Below are 18,401 nucleotides of genomic sequence, written 5' to 3' on the forward strand. Positions count from 1 at the left end.
ACCGACCGTCGCGCCCTTCCCACCAACCGAATGTGAGGAACGCTCCATGGAACGCCGCAAAGCGCTCGGACTGTTCGCCGCGACCGCCGCCTCCTTCACAGCTCTGCCCTCCCTCGGCGCGGGGGCCAGCCTCGCCGAAGACGTCACACGACAGGGCAAGGACGACTACACCTTCGCGCTGGACGCCCCAAGCTGGGACCCTGCAGGCGGCCATAGCCCGAACACCCCGTTCGCCGCGGCGATGGCGCAAGGCGGATTCGCCCTGCACATCCCCGCACCCGAGCTGTACTACCAGCTGCTTCCCGCTCACCACGTCGCCATCCACCGTCGACGTGGCGTCAAGATCCGAGGGCTGTGGTACGACAGCCCTGCCCTGAACCCTTACCGCGACGGTCCGTCCACGCGAAGCGGGCGCCATCGTGGCACCTGGCAGATCCACCGCGACCCCCGCGATGCCCGCACCGTGTTCTTCCAAGACCCCCACACGGACAACTGGCACACATTACCCTGGACCGGTCTACCGCCCAGCACCGAGGTCCCGGCCTTCACCGACAGCCGTGTCCGCGACATGCTCGCCGCCGCTCGTGCCGCAGGACTCACCCCACGCACCGATACCGAACTCCTGCCCGTGCTGCTCGACCTGCTCGGCGCACACGTACCCGTCTCCACCTGGCCGACTCTGACCAAGTCCGCGCGCCGCGGGATCACTCGCGACATCGCAGCTCACGGAGTTCAGCTATGACGACGCGGGCCGAACGCTGACCATGAAGCTCGACACCGCTGTTCGCTCTCGTCGATCCGAGGCCGCACGGTGGTCGGGCGTGCAGCACCGCGGGGTCGTCAATGCCTACTACGTGAACACGGCTCCGAACCTCCATAAGCCGCCCCACGACTGCCGGTGCGCGTTGTCGCAACCAAGGGTCCAGCGGTCGAGCATTCGCGGGATCAGCTCGCTTGAGTGGTGACTCCTTGCGGCTGCGTGACTCTCAGGCGAGCCCGCTCTCGTTGATCATGGGCGGCGTACAGGTGGGTGAGCACCGCCCGGAAGGTCGGGTCCGCGATTCTCAGGCGCTGGACCTTCTTGTCGGGCTGCGAGTGGCAGGCGGCGTGCACGATCAGCTCGACGACGTCTGCTCCGTACGCACGTGCGAGCTCGGCCAGCGTGATCAGGGTGGGCAGTCGGCCTCCGGTCTCGAAGTTCGACATGGTGGCCGTCGACACCGGCACCAGCTTCTCCACGTCTTTGAGGCTCCATCCCAGGTCCTCGCGAACGGTCCGCAAAGCCTTTCCCAACGCGGTCGCGTACGGCTGTCGTTCCGGGAACTGGCCGAATGCGGTATCGACGTCGAGTCCCCGTTCCTCGGCGAGCTCGCGCAAGACCTCGTCGTCGACCAGCTGTAGTTGCGTGCGTGCCTTCGTGACGCTGCCCTTGGGCAGGCGGAAGTAGTCCTTGGCCGGGCACGCGTCGAGGTCGGTGCGCCGGGACAGCACGCCTGCCTTGGCGAACCTGGCGGCCTGCTTGCCCACGTCTGCGGTGGTGAGGCCGGTCAACCGCACGAGTCGGCCCGTCGTCAGCTGACGGCCGACTCGCGTGAGCAGCGCCGTCAGCACCAGGCCGCCCCTTCGGTTCCAGGTGAGCCGCGAGTCCTTCGGGACGTTGTCGATGATCTTCACGTGTCGCTCGCCGGTGAGGTGGGTTCCGTCGCGGGCATGCCGGCGCAGCGCATGGCCTCGATCAACCATGCGGCGTGGCGTTCGAGTGTGCGTGCCGCCGCGGACACCAGGACGACCATCACCTCGAACGCGCCTTCGCCGCGGAGAACGGAGATGGCCTTCTCGATCGCGGCAGCGTCCCGTGCCGCGAAAGCGGACACGACAGCGGAGGCGACCTTGACGTTCTCCTGCCACGCAAGGCGGTCCTCGGCGTCGACACCGCCGGGCAGCGCGAAAGACACCGGGATCTTGACCGGCGACATGAGCTGATCGCGTGGAACACCGTCGAGCAGGATCGATGCCATGAGGCTCGCCGCTGAGACGAGCACCCGTTCGTCCCCGTGCGTCACGATGAGCTCAAGCGCCCATTCAACACCCGTCGGCTGAGTCTGCAGCTGATGCCCGACCGCGCTGAGACCCCACTGGACACCGAGGTCACTGACGTTCCTCTGCTGGCGCCGGAACTCGTCGAAGACGATCTGCTCGAACCCGGACTGCGCCTGCTCGTGTGAGTCGAACCCGTCGTAGCTCATGAGAGCGAAGCCACTTCCTCGCCCGCGGAGACCTCGGCTCCAGCGTACGAGTCCTCTTCCCTCGGCCAAGGGAGGGTGTTCTCCGCCGCTCGCCAGGCGCGATCGCACTTGACGCACGTGGGCCAGCACCGCTCGCAGGCCGGCCAGACATCTGGCCCGACCACGACCTTCAGGCCGCACAGCGTGCGACCGACATCGTGAACAGCAAGCTCCTGAGGTATCGCATGACGGCCGCCGTCGTGCGGCTGCCATTTATAGCTGCGAGACATGTCCGATCACTCCCGCGAAACATGGAACGCGACCAAGCGCGTGTTGTCCGGCAGTGATCCACGGAAATCGATGTACTGGCGAAGAACCAGCACACGAATCAGCCGCAGATCTAGCAAGGATCCATCGACTGGGGCGTCTACCTGCCCGAACGTCCCGATGCCCTAATTGGGTGAAACAGAATTTCGCTGGGCTGAGCCGCCGATTTGTAGTTGATCCAAGCTAGGCTGCCTATGACTATGCGCCGGATCGTTCAGGGGAGATCGATGGCGACGCCGAGGAAAGCACTTGCGGCCCGCCGGAAAGCAGCGGGCTACACCCAGGAGCAGCTGGCGGAGCTCCTCGGCGTCAGCGTCGGCACGATCGGGCGCTGGGAACGCGGTGAGAACGTTCCGGAGCCGCTTCTGCAGCCGCGTCTGGCCAAGGCGATCGGGCTGACCACCAAGGAGGCTGCGGATCTACTTCTTCCCGCCAACGGTGACGACCCGGACCTGGACGATGCCGGTCGGGATCGCGTGCGCTGGGCCGTCGCCAACCCGGCCAAGGTCGACTTCGCCGCAGCAGCGGAGCTCCGCGATCGTGTCGCGGAGTTGAACCTCCGCTACGACAGTGAACGTTCGACCGCCTTGCTCGCCGAGGCCGGCCAGGCGCTCGGCGAAGCCCGGCTGTTGCTCGAACACGCCCAGAGGTACGGCGTCAGACGCGACCTGCTTGTGGCAGAGGCGGAAGCGTCGATCCTGATGGGCCAGCTCGTGTGGGACGTGTCCCAGCGGCGCGGCCACGACGAGTCCCACGGGCACTTCGCTTGTGCGACCAAGGCGGCACGGCAGATCAATGACCCGATCTTGGAAGGCGTTGCGCTTCTTCGAACCTCGTATCTCAAGCTGTACGGCAACAAGGATCCTCGCAGTGGACTAGCGCTCACCTTGTCCGCCGAAGACGCGGCACGAGGGCGCAGCCCGGTGCTCGCGGGACTTGCCAGCCTCCACGCTGCCGAGGCGCACGCGATGCGTGGCGAGCGCCGCGCATGCGACGACTCTCTCGGTCGCGCACAACAGCAGTTCGAGCGGACCTCGCCCGACGAGCCAGCCGCGGACATGTTCTCCGAAACTCACTATGACCGTCTGGCAGGTTCGTGCCACCTGCGCCTGAAGGACGCCAAGAAGGCAAAGCCAGCTCTGGAACGTGTCGCGGCCCAGTCCTCGTCCCGGTCGAAGTCGCGCAGCATCGTGCTGGCCAACCTCAGCGTGGCGCACCTGCTCGAACAGGACCTGCACACCGCGGCGGCGACGCTGCACCTCGCCATCGACCTGGTTGAGGGAACGTGGGGCGGCGGTGGCATCAACGTCGTGTTCGACGCCGCGCGGCAGATGCGCCCATGGCGGAAGGAACCTGTGGTAGATCAGGTGTACGACCGCCTGCTGACGGTGATGGCGGCAACGTAGAGAGGCTGCCCGTGACGCGCGACGACGCCAAGAACGAAGCTCGCCACCGCGTCTGGGACTTGCTGGCCGAACGAGGCGCCGCACCGCCCGACGTCCACGGCACCATCCCCAACTTCGCCGGGGCCGAGCATGCGGCCGCCAGGCTCGCTGAACTGGCGGTGTGGCAGGAAGCGCGCGTGGTGAAGGCGGTGCCGGACAAACCTCAGGCGCCAGTCCGGGTACTCGCTCTCGAACAAGGCAAGCTGCTCTACGTGGCGGTGCCCAAGATCGCTGCCGAGAAGCCGTTCTACGAGCTCGATCCCTCCACGCTGGCCGTCGCGCCGGCAGAAGCGGCAGTGCCCAAGCTCGCCGCGGCCTTCGCGAGAACCGTCGACACCGACGACATGCCACACGTCGATCTCGTCGTGTGCGGTTCCGTCGCCGTCAACCGGCACGGTGCCCGGCTCGGCAAGGGCGCCGGCTACAGCGACATCGAGGTCGCTCTGCTGCAGGAGGCAGGCCTCATCAGCCAGACGACCACCATCGTCACCACAGTCCACGACCTCCAGATCGTCGAGGGAGACCTGCCGGAAACCGACCACGACTTCTCGGTCGACTCGATCGTCACTCCGACCCAGGTGATCGAGTGCGGCCCGCCGCGACGGCCCGCCGGCATCGTGTGGTCGAAGCTGGATCCGGCCAAGATCGCGGCGATCCCGGCCCTCGCTACCCGAGCGGGTCGGCGCCACTTCGAGCGATGAACTCGCCGGTGGCCGAACACTGTCACCGTCTCACCCGGTACCGCGGTGGCCAAGTCGGCGTCCGCATACCCGTCGCCGGGTCGCAGTGCTGCGGGCGTTGGCGATTCGGGCGGCAGACAGCGTCGCTTTCAAGTTCGGATATCTCGACCTTTCAGCTCGTCTTGTCGATCTGATCCGACACTCAGCCGCGGAGGCCGACGACCCCCTCCTGGTCGCCGCGGCCGAGTACGTCCGCACCGAGACGTTCTTCGCCGACGGCGACCTCGGTAGTACTGGAAGGGCTCTGCTCAAGGCAGCTGACGAGGTCGGCCGCCTGCGGAACGGTGATCCGCACACCGCGGCCGCGTATAGATCCCTGCACATGAGGGCGGCTGTGGTGGCCGGCCGAACCAGTGCGAGCAGCGCGGCCGCCGAGCATCTACGAGAAGCTCGGCGAGCAGCCGAGGCCGCGCAGGAGAGGATCTACCGCGGCACTGCTTTCGGTTCGCACTCCATGCGCATCCACGAACTGGCGGTCGCCGCCGAGCTCGGCGATCCAGCGGGGATCGAGCGCGCGGCCACCTGGCACCCACCGAACGAGGTTCGCGCGGAGCGCCGATCCCACTACTTCATCGACCTGGGCAGCGCTCAACTCGACCTGGGCCGTCTCGACGACGCTCACGAGTCCATCGAACTGGCCCGCGACGCCGCTCCTCAACACGCCCGCGAACACCCGCGGGCCAAGCGCGCCCTCGCAGCGCTTCTTCGGCGTCGGCCGGGGAACAGCAGGGTGGTCGAGCTGGCGGCGTGGGCGGGCGCGCGAGGGATCTGAGCGCCGGCTACGCCGTCAGCAACGCGGGAAGTTCGTCCAACGAATCGATCACCCAGTCGGCGTCCCGCCGTACCAATGGATCGTCTGCCCATAGATGTCCCCAAGGCCCGCGTCGGATGAGCGCTGTTCGCAGTCCCGCGGCCTTCGCGGGAACGATATCGTTGTCCCGGTGATCGCCGACGTACACGATCTCGCCACCGGCTCCTGGCGCAACGTCGATCACACGGTCGAAGAAGGCCGGCGCGGGCTTGGCGACGCCCCATTCACCTGAGGTCGAGACGTAGTCCGCCGGCAGTCCGAGTCCGCGGAGCAGATCAGCGGCACGTGCCGTCTGGTTGCCGACGATCCCCACCCACAGGCCCAGGTCACGAAGCGCCCCGAGGCCCGACCGGACATCCGGGTAGAGGTCGGACTCACCGATGTGCTCGCCCTGTCCCGCGTCCTCGCGGAGCTGCCGCTCGCGTGCCACGTCGAAGCCGGGCCGGAAGTACTGGAACGTCTCCGCGTTGTCCCTGCCGGCCGCGGTCACCGCGCCCAACACCGTGGAGAACGTGTGGCGCGACACGCCGATCCAGTCGGCCCACGCACCCCACTCACGCGAATCATCCAGCAGCGTCTCGCCCACATCGAACACGACAGCAGTGACCACGCACTTACGTATACGGCATCGAGATCGGCGGTGTGCGGTGGTCTGGCGGCCGCACAGTCGCAGAGGTGCCCGACGTGATCATGATTTCTGCGGATTCAACCACCCGATCGGGTCGGATCGGATGCCGGATCGGTCGTCCCAGGTAGCACCGGCGCATGGCCGATTCCCGGCAGATCCACGCGCGATTCGTGGGCTGGTGGGGCGTGGTGTGCGGAGGTTGGCTTCAGATCCGTCCGAGTGGACAGACCACCAGTCATCGCAAGGAAACCCGCATGTTGTCGTCACACGCATCCACGGCTCGAAGCCGCGAGTTCGGACTTGGCCTGCGCGCGGCGATCAGCCACGCGCAGTTCAACGGGCGTGGGATCGCTGAGCTTCTCGGCTGGGACCCATCGAAGATCTCGAACCTGATGCACGGCAAGGTCACAGCCAGCCCAACCGACCTCGCCCTGCTGCTTGGTATCTGCCGCGTTACACCTGCCGAACGCGACCGGCTGCTCGCTCTCGCCGACAACATGTTCTCCGGAAGCTGGTTGCAGCGACACGAGGCCGGGATGCCCGCTCCCGCGGTCGTCGACCACCTCGCGATCGCCGAGATGTTGGTCAGCTGGCACAACCACGTGATGCCGCTGTTCCTGCAGACGCCCGCCTACATGCGTGCGTTGATCGCTGCTTCCCCTCGGGTGACCGCCGCCGAGCTGGAGAACTGCATGCAAGCGCAGGCGAAAGTGCGTGAGCACCCTAGATGGATCGACATCGCAGGTAGCTACTACCTGCACGAGTCGGCGCTGCGCCTGCCTGTCGGCGGAAGTGAAGTTCACGCTGAACAGATCCACCACCTTCTGCAGATGGCAGTGCGTCCGAAGGTCCAGATTCGAGTGGTGCCCGCCGCCCATGGGGCCCATGCCGGCGTGTGCGGATCGTTTACCTGGCTGACCTTCGAGACGTACGCGCCGTTGGTCTACGTGGAGCGCGAGAACTCCACCCTCGTCCTCGAAGGCGAAGCTGCTCTCGACTACCGGTCGACCATCCGCGCCCTCCACGAGTCCAGTATGGACGAACGGGAGTCGAGAGTGTTCGTGGCGCAGCTCGGAGAGGAACTGTCCGCGGACGACCACACCGGGATAAGGACCGAGCAGCGCAGGCGGTACGAGCGGGCCCAGGATTGGGCCTGACATCGCCTCTCAGCGCGGCCCGCCGTGATTGCGCAGCCGTAGCACGTGGAACGGAACGAGTTGGTCGACCAGATGCACCTTGGCGGGTCGACCGTCGGCGTAGCCGATCTCGTAGTTGACAACGCCGAGCCAGTCGCCCTCGACACTGGGGAAGCGGCCGTGCAGCCGTCCCTTCACCGTGCCGGTCAGGTCTAGACCGGTTGCGATGACATGCCTCTGGGCGCCGGGTGCGCGCGGGAAAAGGCGGTCCAGCTGAACCGAGACGCCTGTGACAACGGCCCTCCGGCCGTGCACGCTGTCGCCCTCCCAGACGGTGAAGGCACTACTGAGCATGATCACCGCAGCCAACTGCGAAAGTCGCCTGGGACCGACTCCGGACGAGTTCGACGTAACGCTCCTCGGACAGCTCGGCGCGGTCGGGAGCGGCCGTGGTGGAGACGAGTCGCCAGCAGTGGTCGGCGCTCTCGGCCGCGCAGGCGAGACAGCTGATGCGAGCCTCACCGTCGTGCACGATCGCCCGGAACCGGGAGTGACCGAGGGTGTGCCGGCCGAGCTTGCACCTCGCAGGCAAGAGCGCGACCGGCTGGCCGGTGGAGTCGTACCTGAACGTGAGCCTGCCGTCCATTCGGGACGGTCCGAGAGCCTGCCGATCCATGAGGCGAGAACCTATCACCGTCATCGCACGTATGTTCGATTGGACGTGTGCGGCGCATCTGTGAGCGCGGTCAAGTGCGCCTTCCGGTGCACCCCCGCGCAACCCGACCGATCTAGCCGAGCTGCCTGCCGGTGCCGTGCCGGTCGCGATGAGCGCCCGCCCGACGCACTCCGTGGCCAAGGAACAATGTTCTCCGCCTCTCGCCATGCGCGGTCGCACTCGGTGCACGTAGGCCGACATCGTTCACAGTCGGACCATACGTCCGGTCCGATCGTGATTTGCAGACCGCACAGTGTGCGGTTGACATCGCGAATATCAAGCCTTAAGTGTCGCGTAGCGGCGACCGTCATGCGACTGCCACTTGTATCTACGAGGCATCTCTGGCCGCTCCCGCGAAACTGGACCATGAGCAAAGACATGGTTGCCTGCCAGTGATACACAGAAATCTATGCACCAGCGAAGTGTCCTTATGCAAATCGGTCCGACGTACAGCATGAAACGGGCCAGACGGCACATCTACCAACGTAAACAATCAGATGCACCGATCGGGTGAAATCGAAGTTATCTGAACTGAATGGCCAATTTGCAGTTGACGCAAGCTAGGGTGTCTGTGGCTGTGCTTCGGATGGTGCGGGGGATTCATGACGACACCCAGGAGAGCGCTTGCGGCTCGCCGGCAAGCTGCGGGTTACACCCAGGAGCGGTTGGCGGAGCTCCTGGAGGTCGGCATCGGCGCTGTCGGCCGCTGGGAACGCGGCGAGAACAGTCCAGGACCGCTCGTGCAGTTGCGACTAGCGAGAGCGCTCGGGCTGTCCGCTAAGGAACTGGCCGATATCCTGCTCGTGTCCGACCATGTCGATCCGAACCCGAATGCCTCTGGTCAGGATCGCGGGCAGTGGACCCTGGCTGAGTTTCCCGAGTCCCTCACCTCGACCGCGGGGCCGCCGCAGCGGTCTGCGGATCAGGTTGATCTGGATGATGCACCTGGTCCTGTGATCGCCGAAAACGTCCGTCGGAGCCAGGAGAAGTGGCTTCGGGTCCGTCGCGCTGTGGGCACGCGAGGGCGTGAACTGGCCGAACTGGCCGCATGGCTGTACCCGGTGACCATGAGGGCGCCCGGCGGCCATGTGTTGACCGGCTCGGGCTGGCTACTGGACACACCCGTCGAGCTGGACTCGGTACGGCTGAAGTTCTCCGACACCGCGCGCCCGGTGCCGAAGCTGGAGCCTGTGGACCACGTTCTGCCGCTCACGGCTCGCGGTGAGCGCTATGCCGGCTACAGCCGCGCCGTTCGAGACCTCGTACGGCCCCGGCTGCTGGAGAACCGGCTCAGCTACCGGCTGTTGGGGGTGTCCCAGAGCGATGGACTCGAGCTCACCTTCGGGACCACCACCTTCTTCGAGGTGCTCGACTTCAGAGAATGTCTTGCTCACGAGTTCAAGGCTGCCTGGCTGGCATCAGGTGGGTCGGTCCCGGACTGGAGCGCACTACCGCTGCGCTCGGCGATCAGCGACCCGTTCGACCCCGCTCGAATCTTGATGTCACCTGGCATCAGCACTGTGACGATCCGCAGGGACCGGCGGGGAGAGCACCGGTTCATGATGCACCAGCGCGACGGCCGTGCCGTTGCCGACGGCGGCGGCATGTGCACCGTCATGCCCGCTGGAGAATTCCAGCCCTCATCGCTCGCCGCGGCTGACGTTCACAACGACTTCTCCCTGTGGCGCAACATCATGCGGGAGTACTCCGAGGAGTTCCTCGGGAACCCCGAACATGACGGGGCCGGGCCCAGCTCCATCGACTACGCCGGGCAGGAGCCGTTCCGCTCCTTTGAGCAGGCTCGCGCAGACGGCCGGTTCCGGCTCTGGCACTACGGCTTGGCCATGAACGCTCTTACCCTGGGGGCTGGCCAATGCACCGTTGCCGTGGTCGATGACGAGATCTTCGACCGTTTGTTCACCGGCTTGGTGACGACCAACGATGAAGGACACGTCGTCGGTGAAGGCGGTCGGTCCGACATGCCCTTCACCGGCGAAGCGATCGACCGGCTCGAGCCGCGTCTGTCCGCCAGCTCTTTGACCTTGCTGCGCCTGGCGTGGCGTGATCGCCATCTCCTGCTCCACTGAGCAGCGTGAGGATGGCGGCACGGCATGTGCGATGTGAGCCAGCGCGATGAAGGGATAGCATCAAAGGTGGTGAGGAGGCATGCGGGCAAAGCCCGACGGGGGTGAGCTGCCGGGCTGATGCTGGTGGCCCCTGAGTCCGTGTGCGTACTGGATCTGATGTGTTCATGCCGGCAGTGCAGAGTGGTGCCGGCGGCCTCGTCGGGAGCGCGTGCAGTGGGCCCCGGCTGAGTTGATCGAGTCCCTCACCCTGACCGTGAAGTCGTCGCGGCGGGTGGGCTGGGCCGAGGTCAAACAGGTCAAGTTGATGACGAGCGCTTTGGCTGCCAGCGAGAACCTCTACGGCGGAGGTATGGCCGGGGAAGCAGGGGCCGCACATCTGCGATGGGCCGGCCGTCTGCTGGGTGCCCGAGCCAGCACCGCTGTTGAAGCTGGCATGTTCGAAGCTGTCGGCAACCTCGCCGGCGTGGTGGCGTTCTCGGCTTTCGACGTTGGAGACCACGAGGCAGCCGCTCGATGCTTTCGCTTCGGTCTGTGGTGCTCCGAGCAAGGCGGCTCGTGGGAGCTGCGTGCCGCAATCCTCGCCGACATGGCACGCCAGGCGATTTATCTGGGGAATTGGGACGAGGCGTTGTCCCTGATCGAGTTCGCCCAGGTGCGAGCTGACCGGTTGACCGCCACCGCGCGTGCCATGATCGGTGTGGTCCGGGCTCGGTTGCTGGCGGTGCTGGGCCGTCACGGTGAAGCGCGAGCCGAAGTCGGCCGCGCGGACGCCTGCTTTGCCCAGCGCCAACCGGAGATCGACCCGCCCTGGCTGGTCTACTACGACGAGGCTGAGCACGCAGGCAGTAGCGCGCAGGCGCTGATTCCGCTCGCCGTAGCGGACAAACAGCCAGGGGATGCCGCCGAACGACTCGTCTCCGCGATTCGTGCGCACAGCGACGCCTATCCGCGCTCTCGGGCGTTTTCACGGGCGCGCCTGGCCACCTTGCACATGACGATCGGGGATCCGCGTGAAGCCGTTCTCCTCGGACGGCAGGTCGTCGATGATGCCGCGATGTTGCACTCACGTCGGATGGACCAGGAGCTCGCGAAGCTGGTGCGAGCGAGTCGACAACACCGTGCGATACCCGAAGTGGCCGAGTTCTCGGCACTCGTGAAGTCCGGCACCACCGATGTCTGAAGTGGACACGAGTCCGGCTCTGGCCGGAGACCCGCGTGATGTGCTGGCGGTGGCGGCCGAGAAAGCCGGGGTGCCCGCCGCGGAAGTGACCCTGATCCGTGACGGCGCGAACGTCATCTACGAGTTGACCGGCGGTGTCGTGGCTCGTGTGGGCCCTGCAGGCTCGACGCCGGCTGCCGCCCGGCAGATCCAGGCGTCGCGTTGGCTGGCTGATGCCGGGATCACGGTCGTCCGCGCCGTCGACGACATCGACCAGCCGACGGTGGTGGGAACTCGACCCGTGACGTGGTGGGTACAGCTACCTGACCACCGCCACGCCACACCAGGGGAACTGGGCGCGGTTCTGAGGCGCCTGCACGCGCTGGACGTGCCGCAGTCGCCGTCGTTCGCCGTCGTCGACCCGTTCGAGGGACTGCACGAAGCGATCGACGGCGGTACCACCTTGCCGGAGGACGACCGAGCCTGGCTACGAAATCTCGTGAAGCGGTTGCACGGCGAGTACTCGGCGCTGGTTCCGGGCCTGTCTCGTTGCGTCATTCACGGGGATGCGTGGCAGGGCAACGTTGTCGTGCCCACGGCGGGTGGCGACCCCGTGCTGCTGGATCTCGACCACGTCGGAATCGGGCCTCGGGAGTGGGACCTGGTCTCCTTGGCCGTCGACCACACCGACTTCGCCCGGCTCACGGACTCGGACTACCGGGCTTTCGTGGACGCCTACGGCGGTTATGACATGACCGCGTGGTCTGGCTACCGCACCCTGGCGACCATCAGAGAACTGCGCTGGACCGCCTTCGTCCTCGGCAAAGCCAAAACCAGCACGGAGGCAGCCGAACAGGTCCGGCATCGGGTGGCATGCCTGCGCGGCGAAATCGAACAGCCCTGGTCATGGTCGGCGTTCTGAGTCGCTCGGGTTGTTCCCCACTCCCCAGCAGTCTCCCCCCACGATAGGAACCGGTACCGCTGCCGTGGATACCGAACCCGACACTCTGATCGCTTGCAGATGCGTCCTCGCGTCGCCGGTGTTGTCGGCGGCGATGACGAGCATGGCGCACGCGTCGTTGAGAAGCGGTCCTCCCCATCGCGCCGATCCAGTTCATCCCTCCGATTCTACAGTGGATAGATGTGCTGTCTTTGTGTTCCGATGAGTAGGAGGCCTTCTACGGCAACGGTTCGCTTCCCGCCGCGGTCACGCCGCGATCGGCGACAAAGGAGCCTCGCCCTGGCTGTTCCCCGGAGGACAACCCGGCCGCCCCATCAGCTCCTACCAACTCGGCCAACGACTCCGCCAACTCGGACTGCAGCCAGGACAAGCACGATCCACCGCCCTGTTCCAACTCGCCACGGACCTGCCCGCTGCCATCCTCGCCAAGATGCTCGGCATCCACATCACCGTCGCGGTCGCCTGGCAACGCGCCAGCAGCGGCGACTGGACGAGCTACGCGGCAGAAGTCAGCCACCGCAGCAACAGCCCGCAAGCAGCGTTCACGGATTCCATTGCTGATGCCTGCGATCGATAAGCTCTGGCGATAAGTCCTGCCAACCGCACGCTGAGCGCAGACGTGATCGCGGCACTGACATACTGGCCAAGCGCCATTGTCCCTGGCCAGAATTTCCCGCCGAAGCCGGTAGATCTCACCGCCCTGGTCCCCTTCTTCAACGATATGTTGCAGGACCTTCCGTGGTGGAATCGCGACTGGAAAGTCGCCCACATCGAGCCCGGCATCCCCTTGGAGATCGCAGGCGATCACGATCGCTCCAACACCAGGTTCACCGAGGTATCCGTGCCAGGCACCGTCAGCTCCGACAGCGGTGACACCTTGCCGTTCGTCGCGAAGGTCAGGTTTGAGAGCGACCAACTGATCCGATTCCAACCCAAGATCGGCGACATAGTTATCGGTCCCGCACAGGCACCCGCTGGCCAGCTGGAACCTCATCCGTTCGCAAAGGTGTTCACCAGGCTGATGAACCTGCGCGGCATCCCAGTCAAGGACATGGCAATGGACACCGCTCGATCGATGTCGACCATCCACATGCTTCGCAGCGGACGCCTGAACCCGCACCCGGTTCTCGCCAAGGAGATCGCTACGGTCCTGCACATGTCCCCCGAGGACATCACGGCAATCGCTGGACTCGACGATAACGTCAACTGATGCGGAGAGCCCGAAACCCATGGTCCGTTGACTGCCAATCCGAGGCATTCAGACAGTTGCGATATCTGACCTCGCCAGAGCGGCTGCGCCTGGACCAGCTCGTCGATCATGTCCGCCAACACCACCAGCGGCGAGACGAACGCCGACCGACCGATGCGGCGCCGGCCGTCGGCTACGACTCGGCGGACCTGCGGGAGCTGTTCGGCTGGCAACCTGGGTTCCGCGGATGACCACGGCACCCGTGCAGAAGAAGCCAAGCAATCGACCATCACCAACAGCTCCTTCCAGCTCGACGACGGACACAACGCGCCGTGCGGACGCATGGCCGCAGACTCAGCTGCACGGCGACGAGCTCGCGCAACTGGCCTATGACCTGCCGGTCGGAGATCAGCACCCGGACAAGCGGCAGTCCCGCCGCAATGGAGTGACGCGGCTGCTGATGTGGCTGGAGTCCTGGCCGGGCGCGACCTGGCAGGCGCGATGGGAGGCCAGCGGCGCCGAATCGTACGGCAAAGGCTGGCGTGACGCGGGCGTCGACGCGCTTGTCGCGGCGGAGGCAATGAGCCAGTTCAACGCCCGCAGGCTGTTTACGCTCGGCATGAGCTGCCTGATCAGCCTGCGCGTGCTGCGGCCCGGCTACGACTGGATGATCACCAACCACTTCTCCGACACCTACCGACACGTCCAGGCGGCGACCGACCCGGAGTTCTTCGCCGAGATCGACGCCACGGCGGAGCGAGACGGCGTCCGCGAACGCGTCCGAGTCGATGCGCTCAACCACCTCACCCGCGTCGTGATGCATACCGGCCGTGGCCCCCGCGAGCTGACACCAGACGATCTGCACGAATGCCACGCCGCACTGCGCGCCTCTGGACGCAACGGCGACTCGGTCGGCCTGGCATGGGACCTGTTGCGCTCGCACAACGTGTTCCCGCCCGGAACACCGACGATGCGTGCCGCTCGCCACCGCGGGCAGCTCAGCGTCGAGGACCTCGTCGACCGCCACGAGCTGCGTAGCGAACCGGTGCGGGCCTTGCTGATTCGCTACCTGCGCGAACGTGCTGCCGAGATGGACCACGTGTCTCTGCGTAGCCTCGTTGGCCTGCTCGCTGGTGTGTTCTGGAAGGACATCGAAGAGCACGACCCCGGCCTGGACATGATCGACCTCCCGCCAGAGGTCGCCGCCGCGTGGAAGGAACGGGCTGGATTCAAGCGCCGAAGCTCCAGCAAGGGGCAACCCCGCGCGGACCGGTACAGCGTCTTCTTCGCCGTTCGCGCGCTCTATCTCGACATCGCGCACTGGGTCTTTCGCTGCCCGATCCGCGACGAAGACGTCCGCGGCGCCATGAAGCACCAGCGGCAACGCCGCGCTCGCATGCACCAGCGCACCCGCACCCTCGCGCCGTTGCTGCCCGACCTCGTCACCAGTGTCGAGCGGCAGCTGGAACAGGTGGAGAAACTGCTCGCCGCGGCATCGGACGCGGCGGTCGGCGACGAATTCGGCGTCGACGGCACAAAGTTCCGCCGTGTCCAGGTTGCCGCCGACGCCCGCACAGGCAACCAGCGCGGAGCCTGCCGGGTACGCGTGGAACGCTGCGACACAGGTGAGCACATCGACGTCGAGCGCGCCGAAGACGAAGCGTTCTGGACCTGGGCAGTCGTGGAAACCCTTCGGCACACCGGGATTCGGCACGAAGAGATGCTGGAGCTGACTCACCTCGCGCTGACCACGCACACTCTGCCCGACACCGGCGAGGTCGTGCCGCTCTTGCAGATCGCACCGTCCAAACTCGACCAAGAGCGCGTGCTGCTGGTCGCCCCAGAGCTGGCCCACGTCCTCGCGCGCATCGTGTACCGGGTCCGCGCCGGCAACGAACGGGTTCCGCTGGTAGCGCGCTACGACCCGTACGAGCGTGTGACCAGCGCGCCACTACCGCACCTGTTCCAGCGCCGCCATGGCGCCGAGATCCGCGTCATGAGCGCGGCGACTACCCACCGCCTGCTCAAGCTCGCCATCCAACGCGCCGAGCTGGTCGGCCCCGACGGAAACCTGCTCAGCTACACGCCACACGACTTCAGGCGGATCTTCGCCACTGAAGCCGTCTCCGCCGGTCTGCCGGTGCACATCGCCGCAAAACTGCTTGGACACAACGACCTGAACACGACCCAGACCTACGTCGCCGTCTACAACGACGACGTCCTGCGTCACCACCGCTCGTTCATCACACGCCGCCGAGCGCTGCGCCCTGGTGGCGAATACCGCGACCCGACAAGCCCAAGAATGGGCGGAGTTCGAACAGGTCTACAACCGACGGGCCCGGCGCAGCCGCGGTGGGCGGAACAAGCCCAACCCGCCGGAAATGTGGGTGTGGTCGCCCGAACCCGCCCACGAACCTCTGATCCCCAAGTAGATGTTCGACGCGGTGAACGCCACCAGCGACCAGCGCAAGGGGTCGCGCGACGGCGCCGAGCCCAACACCCACCGCTACACCAAGCGCACGTACCTGTTTCGAAGTCGCGTGGTGCGCGACTGCGGCCGACGCATGATGGGGTACCGCCACAAGCTGAGATACACGTACTACCGCTGCTGGCCGACCAACAACAACCGGGGCCGTCCCGACAAGCACGCCGGGCACCCCCGCACTGTCTACGTGCGCGAAGAAGCGATCATGACGGCGGTCGAGCACGCATACAGCGAGTTCCTCTTCCACCCAGGCCGGCGCACCCTGCTCACCCAGGACATCGACCAGGCCGAACAGCAGGCAAACCGACAGCGCTCCGACGAACGGGCCCGCCTACAGCGCCACGCCGCCGACCTGGCACGCCGACAGGACAACCTGCTCAGACAAGCCGAGAGCGCCGAACCCGACGACCCGTTTTCACCCTCGGGCTACGTCAGCGCTACAACGACCTGCAGACGGAACGACGTCTCGTTCTCGACCAAGTCGTCGAACTCGACACCCAGGACATCACACAGACCCGACGACCGGACGAGACCGACCTGGATCTGCTGGACACACTCCCCCACCTGGCGCTCAACCTGCGCCGGGCACCGGAGGACCTGCAACGACGCCTGTACGAGCTGACCCAGCTGAAGATCGAGATTCACCACCAGACCCGCGAAGCCACCCTGGTGATCACATTGCCCGAAGACGACGTTCCTGCGGTCGCCGCCGCCGCGACCGCGCTACGGCAATCGGACGATCCACCTCAGACGCACGTCATACCAGCAAACCCGCAGGTAGACGTCAGTGTGAATGCAGTTCGTGCCCCCGGTGCGACTCGAACGCACACTGGACGGATTTGAGTCCGCCGCCTCCCCGGTTCGGCTGCTGGTGCCGCGGCCTCCGGCCAGCACGCGGTACGTGGACGCGGAGTCCGACTCCCATCCACGCCTCACAGGCAACTTGTCGCAGAGCGCCTCGAACGCCCGTCACCGCCGCATAAGATCGGCCGGTGACCACGACGCCCGCCGAAGTCGTCCTGACCAGCCGTGGCTCGGCCAGGGTCCAGAAGGTGCTCGCCGGAGCCTCGATCATCGCCGCCGTGGCGGGCGGTGTCGCGTTCGCCCTGTCGGACCTGCCGTGGTGGGGCCTCGCCCTGTGCGAGCTGGGCATGCTCGTGGTCGTGCTGCTCATGATGGCGTTGTGGTCGTCGGCATCGGCGAACGCGCAGGAGACCACCGCCTTGCGCGCCACGGGCAGGACCGTGCTCGCCGACGTCCTGGACAGCGAGGCGCACGACGACGGCGAGTCGACCTCACACCGGCTGACCTTGTGGATCCCGCTGGGGGACAGTGGTTTCGAGGCGAGCCACTGGTGCCACCACTTCGACGGCCAGCAGCAGTTCCAGGTCCTCATCGACCCCGCCACCCGCACCTGGGGCGTCATGCACTAGCGGTCGACTCCCGCACCACCAACGAGGTCGCGAGCTCGATGTGCAACGCCTCCGGCCGGTGACCGTCGAGCATCCGCATCAGTTGCGTGACGGCGATGCTCCCCATCTCCTGCAACGGTTGCCGCACGGTGGTGAGCGGCGGATCGGTCGCCTCGCTCAGGTCGATGTCGTCGAACCCCACGACCGACAGGTCCTGCGGCACCTTCAGCCCGAGTGACCGCGCGGCCTGCATCGTGCCGACCGCCACCTTGTCGCTGAAGCACACGACCGCCGTCGGCCGCGGTTGCGGCGCGAGCAGTTCCAGCGCCGCCCGGCGGCCCTCCGCGGTCGTGGGTTCGATGCACCGCAACCGGTCCGGCGTCAGCAGCACGCCCGCCTGGGCCAGTGCGGACCGGTGACCGGCGAGCCGCGCGTCGCCGGCCAGCCACTCCGACGGACCGGCGATCACCGCGATGTCCCGGTGGCCCAGCGAGATCAGGTGGTCGGCCACCGCGCGGGCGCCGGACGAGTGGGCGGCGGAGACCGAGGCGATGTCCGGCGGCGGTGGCGTGCGCGGGTCGACGACGACGAACGGGAAACCGGCCTGGGCCAGCGCGACGAGCTCGTCGCCCTCCTCCGGCGGCAGGATGAGGATCGCGCCGTGCACGTCCTCCTGGCCGGGCAGGCCGCGCAACGCCTCGGTGTGCTGCGCCGACTCCCCCGCGTCCAGCAGCAGGCGCACGCCGTGGAGCTTCAGGGTCTCCGCGACCGAGGAGACGATCAGGCCGAAGTAGTCGGTGAGGACGTACGGGCAGCGCACGTAGACGGTCCGTTGCCGGGTGTCCTGCTTGCGGCGTTCGAGCGCCTGGAGCACCAGGTCGCGGGTCCGCGGGGCCACGTTCACGTGGTCGTTCAGCACGCGCGAGACGGTCGCGATCGACACGCCGGTCTCCGCGGCGATGTCCCGGAGGCTGGCCCGGTGTTTCATCGAGCCGGAAGCACGTTCCACCTGGTCACTGTACCGGAACTGAAGCAAGCCATTGACCGCCACCACGCCGAGGTGTTTCATCCTGGAAGCAGA

The 18,401-nt window shown here is 66.5% G+C and carries 19 protein-coding genes, 1 tRNA gene and 1 pseudogene; 13 read left to right on the plus strand and 8 right to left on the minus strand.

Translation table 11 applies throughout. The annotated features are described in order from the left end of the window. Positions 1–46: 46 nt before the first annotated feature. Positions 47–742, plus strand: coding sequence for a hypothetical protein (locus ADL03_RS21165; protein ID WP_053735252.1), 696 nt, complete (start codon positions 47–49; stop codon positions 740–742). A gap of 203 nt (positions 743–945) precedes the next feature. Here ADL03_RS21165 and ADL03_RS21170 read toward each other — a convergent pair whose 3' ends face one another. The 3 genes from ADL03_RS21170 to ADL03_RS50835 are packed head-to-tail and all read right to left on the minus strand — an operon-like array spanning position 946 to position 2,515. Beyond that, entirely contained in the window at positions 946–1,611 is a 666-nt protein-coding gene (locus ADL03_RS21170) for a helix-turn-helix domain-containing protein (RefSeq protein ID WP_197288521.1), read from the minus strand. A 59-nt stretch (positions 1,612–1,670) separates the two neighbouring features. Then, entirely contained in the window at positions 1,671–2,246 is a 576-nt protein-coding gene (locus ADL03_RS21175) for a hypothetical protein (RefSeq protein WP_053735254.1), read from the minus strand. Next, positions 2,243–2,515 (minus strand): zinc finger protein, encoded by a 273-nt coding sequence (locus tag ADL03_RS50835; protein WP_157529037.1) that lies wholly within the window; start codon positions 2,513–2,515, stop codon positions 2,243–2,245. Before ADL03_RS50835 ends, ADL03_RS21175 begins: the two co-directional genes overlap by 4 nt. A 264-nt stretch (positions 2,516–2,779) precedes the next feature. Between ADL03_RS50835 and ADL03_RS21180 the strand changes: the two genes are divergently transcribed. From ADL03_RS21180 to ADL03_RS21190, 3 genes are all read left to right on the plus strand, one after another. Continuing rightward, the gene (locus ADL03_RS21180; RefSeq protein WP_063798668.1) at positions 2,780–3,958 is read left to right on the plus strand and encodes a helix-turn-helix transcriptional regulator; all 1,179 of its coding nucleotides are present in this window, start codon (positions 2,780–2,782) and stop codon (positions 3,956–3,958) included. Between the two features lie 11 nt (positions 3,959–3,969). Continuing rightward, on the plus strand, positions 3,970–4,698 hold the full coding sequence (locus ADL03_RS21185) for a 5-formyltetrahydrofolate cyclo-ligase (RefSeq protein ID WP_053735256.1): 729 nt from the start codon (positions 3,970–3,972) through the stop codon (positions 4,696–4,698). Between the two features lie 97 nt (positions 4,699–4,795). After that, positions 4,796–5,509: a hypothetical protein gene (locus ADL03_RS21190; protein ID WP_157529043.1), complete on the plus strand. Its 714-nt coding sequence runs from the start codon at positions 4,796–4,798 to the stop codon at positions 5,507–5,509. Between the two features lie 7 nt (positions 5,510–5,516). Here the strand turns inward: ADL03_RS21190 and ADL03_RS21195 are convergent, their stop codons facing one another. After that, a complete protein-coding gene (locus ADL03_RS21195) occupies positions 5,517–6,158 on the minus strand; it encodes an HAD family hydrolase (RefSeq protein WP_053735258.1) in 642 nt (213 codons plus the stop codon). 155 nt (positions 6,159–6,313) lie between these two features. On the opposite strand from ADL03_RS21195, the gene ADL03_RS21200 reads away from it, so the two are divergent. Beyond that, positions 6,314–7,333 carry a helix-turn-helix transcriptional regulator gene (locus ADL03_RS21200; protein WP_157529045.1) on the plus strand — a complete coding sequence of 340 codons (1,020 nt, stop codon included), beginning with the start codon at positions 6,314–6,316 and terminating at the stop codon, positions 7,331–7,333. A 9-nt stretch (positions 7,334–7,342) separates the two neighbouring features. Here the strand turns inward: ADL03_RS21200 and ADL03_RS21205 are convergent, their stop codons facing one another. Both ADL03_RS21205 and ADL03_RS50840 read right to left on the minus strand, forming a co-directional pair. Continuing rightward, entirely contained in the window at positions 7,343–7,681 is a 339-nt protein-coding gene (locus ADL03_RS21205; protein WP_231642090.1) for a hypothetical protein, read from the minus strand. A gap of 327 nt (positions 7,682–8,008) precedes the next feature. Continuing rightward, positions 8,009–8,407 carry a zinc finger protein gene (locus ADL03_RS50840; protein WP_157529047.1) on the minus strand — a complete coding sequence of 133 codons (399 nt, stop codon included), beginning with the start codon at positions 8,405–8,407 and terminating at the stop codon, positions 8,009–8,011. A 222-nt stretch (positions 8,408–8,629) separates the two neighbouring features. Between ADL03_RS50840 and ADL03_RS21215 the strand changes: the two genes are divergently transcribed. The 7 genes and pseudogenes from ADL03_RS21215 to ADL03_RS47255 all read left to right on the plus strand — a co-directional run bounded on the left by ADL03_RS21215 (position 8,630) and on the right by ADL03_RS47255 (position 16,530). Continuing rightward, a complete protein-coding gene (locus tag ADL03_RS21215) occupies positions 8,630–10,114 on the plus strand; it encodes a helix-turn-helix domain-containing protein (RefSeq protein ID WP_053735261.1) in 1,485 nt (494 codons plus the stop codon). 229 nt (positions 10,115–10,343) lie between these two features. Continuing rightward, positions 10,344–11,294, plus strand: a complete 951-nt coding sequence (locus tag ADL03_RS21220) for an XRE family transcriptional regulator (protein ID WP_231642094.1) — start codon at positions 10,344–10,346, stop codon at positions 11,292–11,294. Further along, on the plus strand, positions 11,287–12,195 hold the full coding sequence (locus ADL03_RS21225) for a phosphotransferase enzyme family protein (RefSeq protein ID WP_063798663.1): 909 nt from the start codon (positions 11,287–11,289) through the stop codon (positions 12,193–12,195). The genes ADL03_RS21220 and ADL03_RS21225 overlap by 8 nt, the downstream gene beginning before the upstream one ends. A gap of 469 nt (positions 12,196–12,664) precedes the next feature. Then, positions 12,665–12,811 carry a hypothetical protein gene (locus ADL03_RS48535; protein ID WP_197288524.1) on the plus strand — a complete coding sequence of 49 codons (147 nt, stop codon included), beginning with the start codon at positions 12,665–12,667 and terminating at the stop codon, positions 12,809–12,811. Between the two features lie 42 nt (positions 12,812–12,853). Continuing rightward, positions 12,854–13,444: a helix-turn-helix transcriptional regulator gene (locus tag ADL03_RS21230; protein ID WP_197288525.1), complete on the plus strand. Its 591-nt coding sequence runs from the start codon at positions 12,854–12,856 to the stop codon at positions 13,442–13,444. Between the two features lie 1,375 nt (positions 13,445–14,819). After that, positions 14,820–15,572: pseudogene (locus tag ADL03_RS50845) on the plus strand (site-specific integrase); the annotation flags it as partial. Positions 15,573–15,855: 283 nt separating this feature from the next. Next, entirely contained in the window at positions 15,856–16,530 is a 675-nt protein-coding gene (locus ADL03_RS47255) for a zinc ribbon domain-containing protein (protein ID WP_157529049.1), read from the plus strand. 181 nt (positions 16,531–16,711) lie between these two features. On the opposite strand, the gene ADL03_RS21250 is transcribed toward ADL03_RS47255, so the two are convergent. Then, positions 16,712–16,783: transfer RNA gene (locus tag ADL03_RS21250), tRNA-OTHER, on the minus strand. A gap of 117 nt (positions 16,784–16,900) precedes the next feature. Between ADL03_RS21250 and ADL03_RS21255 the strand changes: the two genes are divergently transcribed. Further along, positions 16,901–17,341, plus strand: a complete 441-nt coding sequence (locus ADL03_RS21255) for a hypothetical protein (protein ID WP_053735268.1) — start codon at positions 16,901–16,903, stop codon at positions 17,339–17,341. On the opposite strand, the gene ADL03_RS21260 is transcribed toward ADL03_RS21255, so the two are convergent. Then, the gene (locus ADL03_RS21260) at positions 17,331–18,329 is read right to left on the minus strand and encodes a LacI family DNA-binding transcriptional regulator (protein ID WP_197288526.1); all 999 of its coding nucleotides are present in this window, start codon (positions 18,327–18,329) and stop codon (positions 17,331–17,333) included. The two genes, ADL03_RS21255 and ADL03_RS21260, sit on opposite strands and share 11 nt — an antisense overlap. Positions 18,330–18,401: the final 72 nt, after the last annotated feature.

Source organism: Nocardia sp. NRRL S-836 (genome assembly GCF_001279525.1).
In the GTDB taxonomy this organism is placed as follows: Bacteria; Actinomycetota; Actinomycetes; order Mycobacteriales; family Pseudonocardiaceae; genus Lentzea.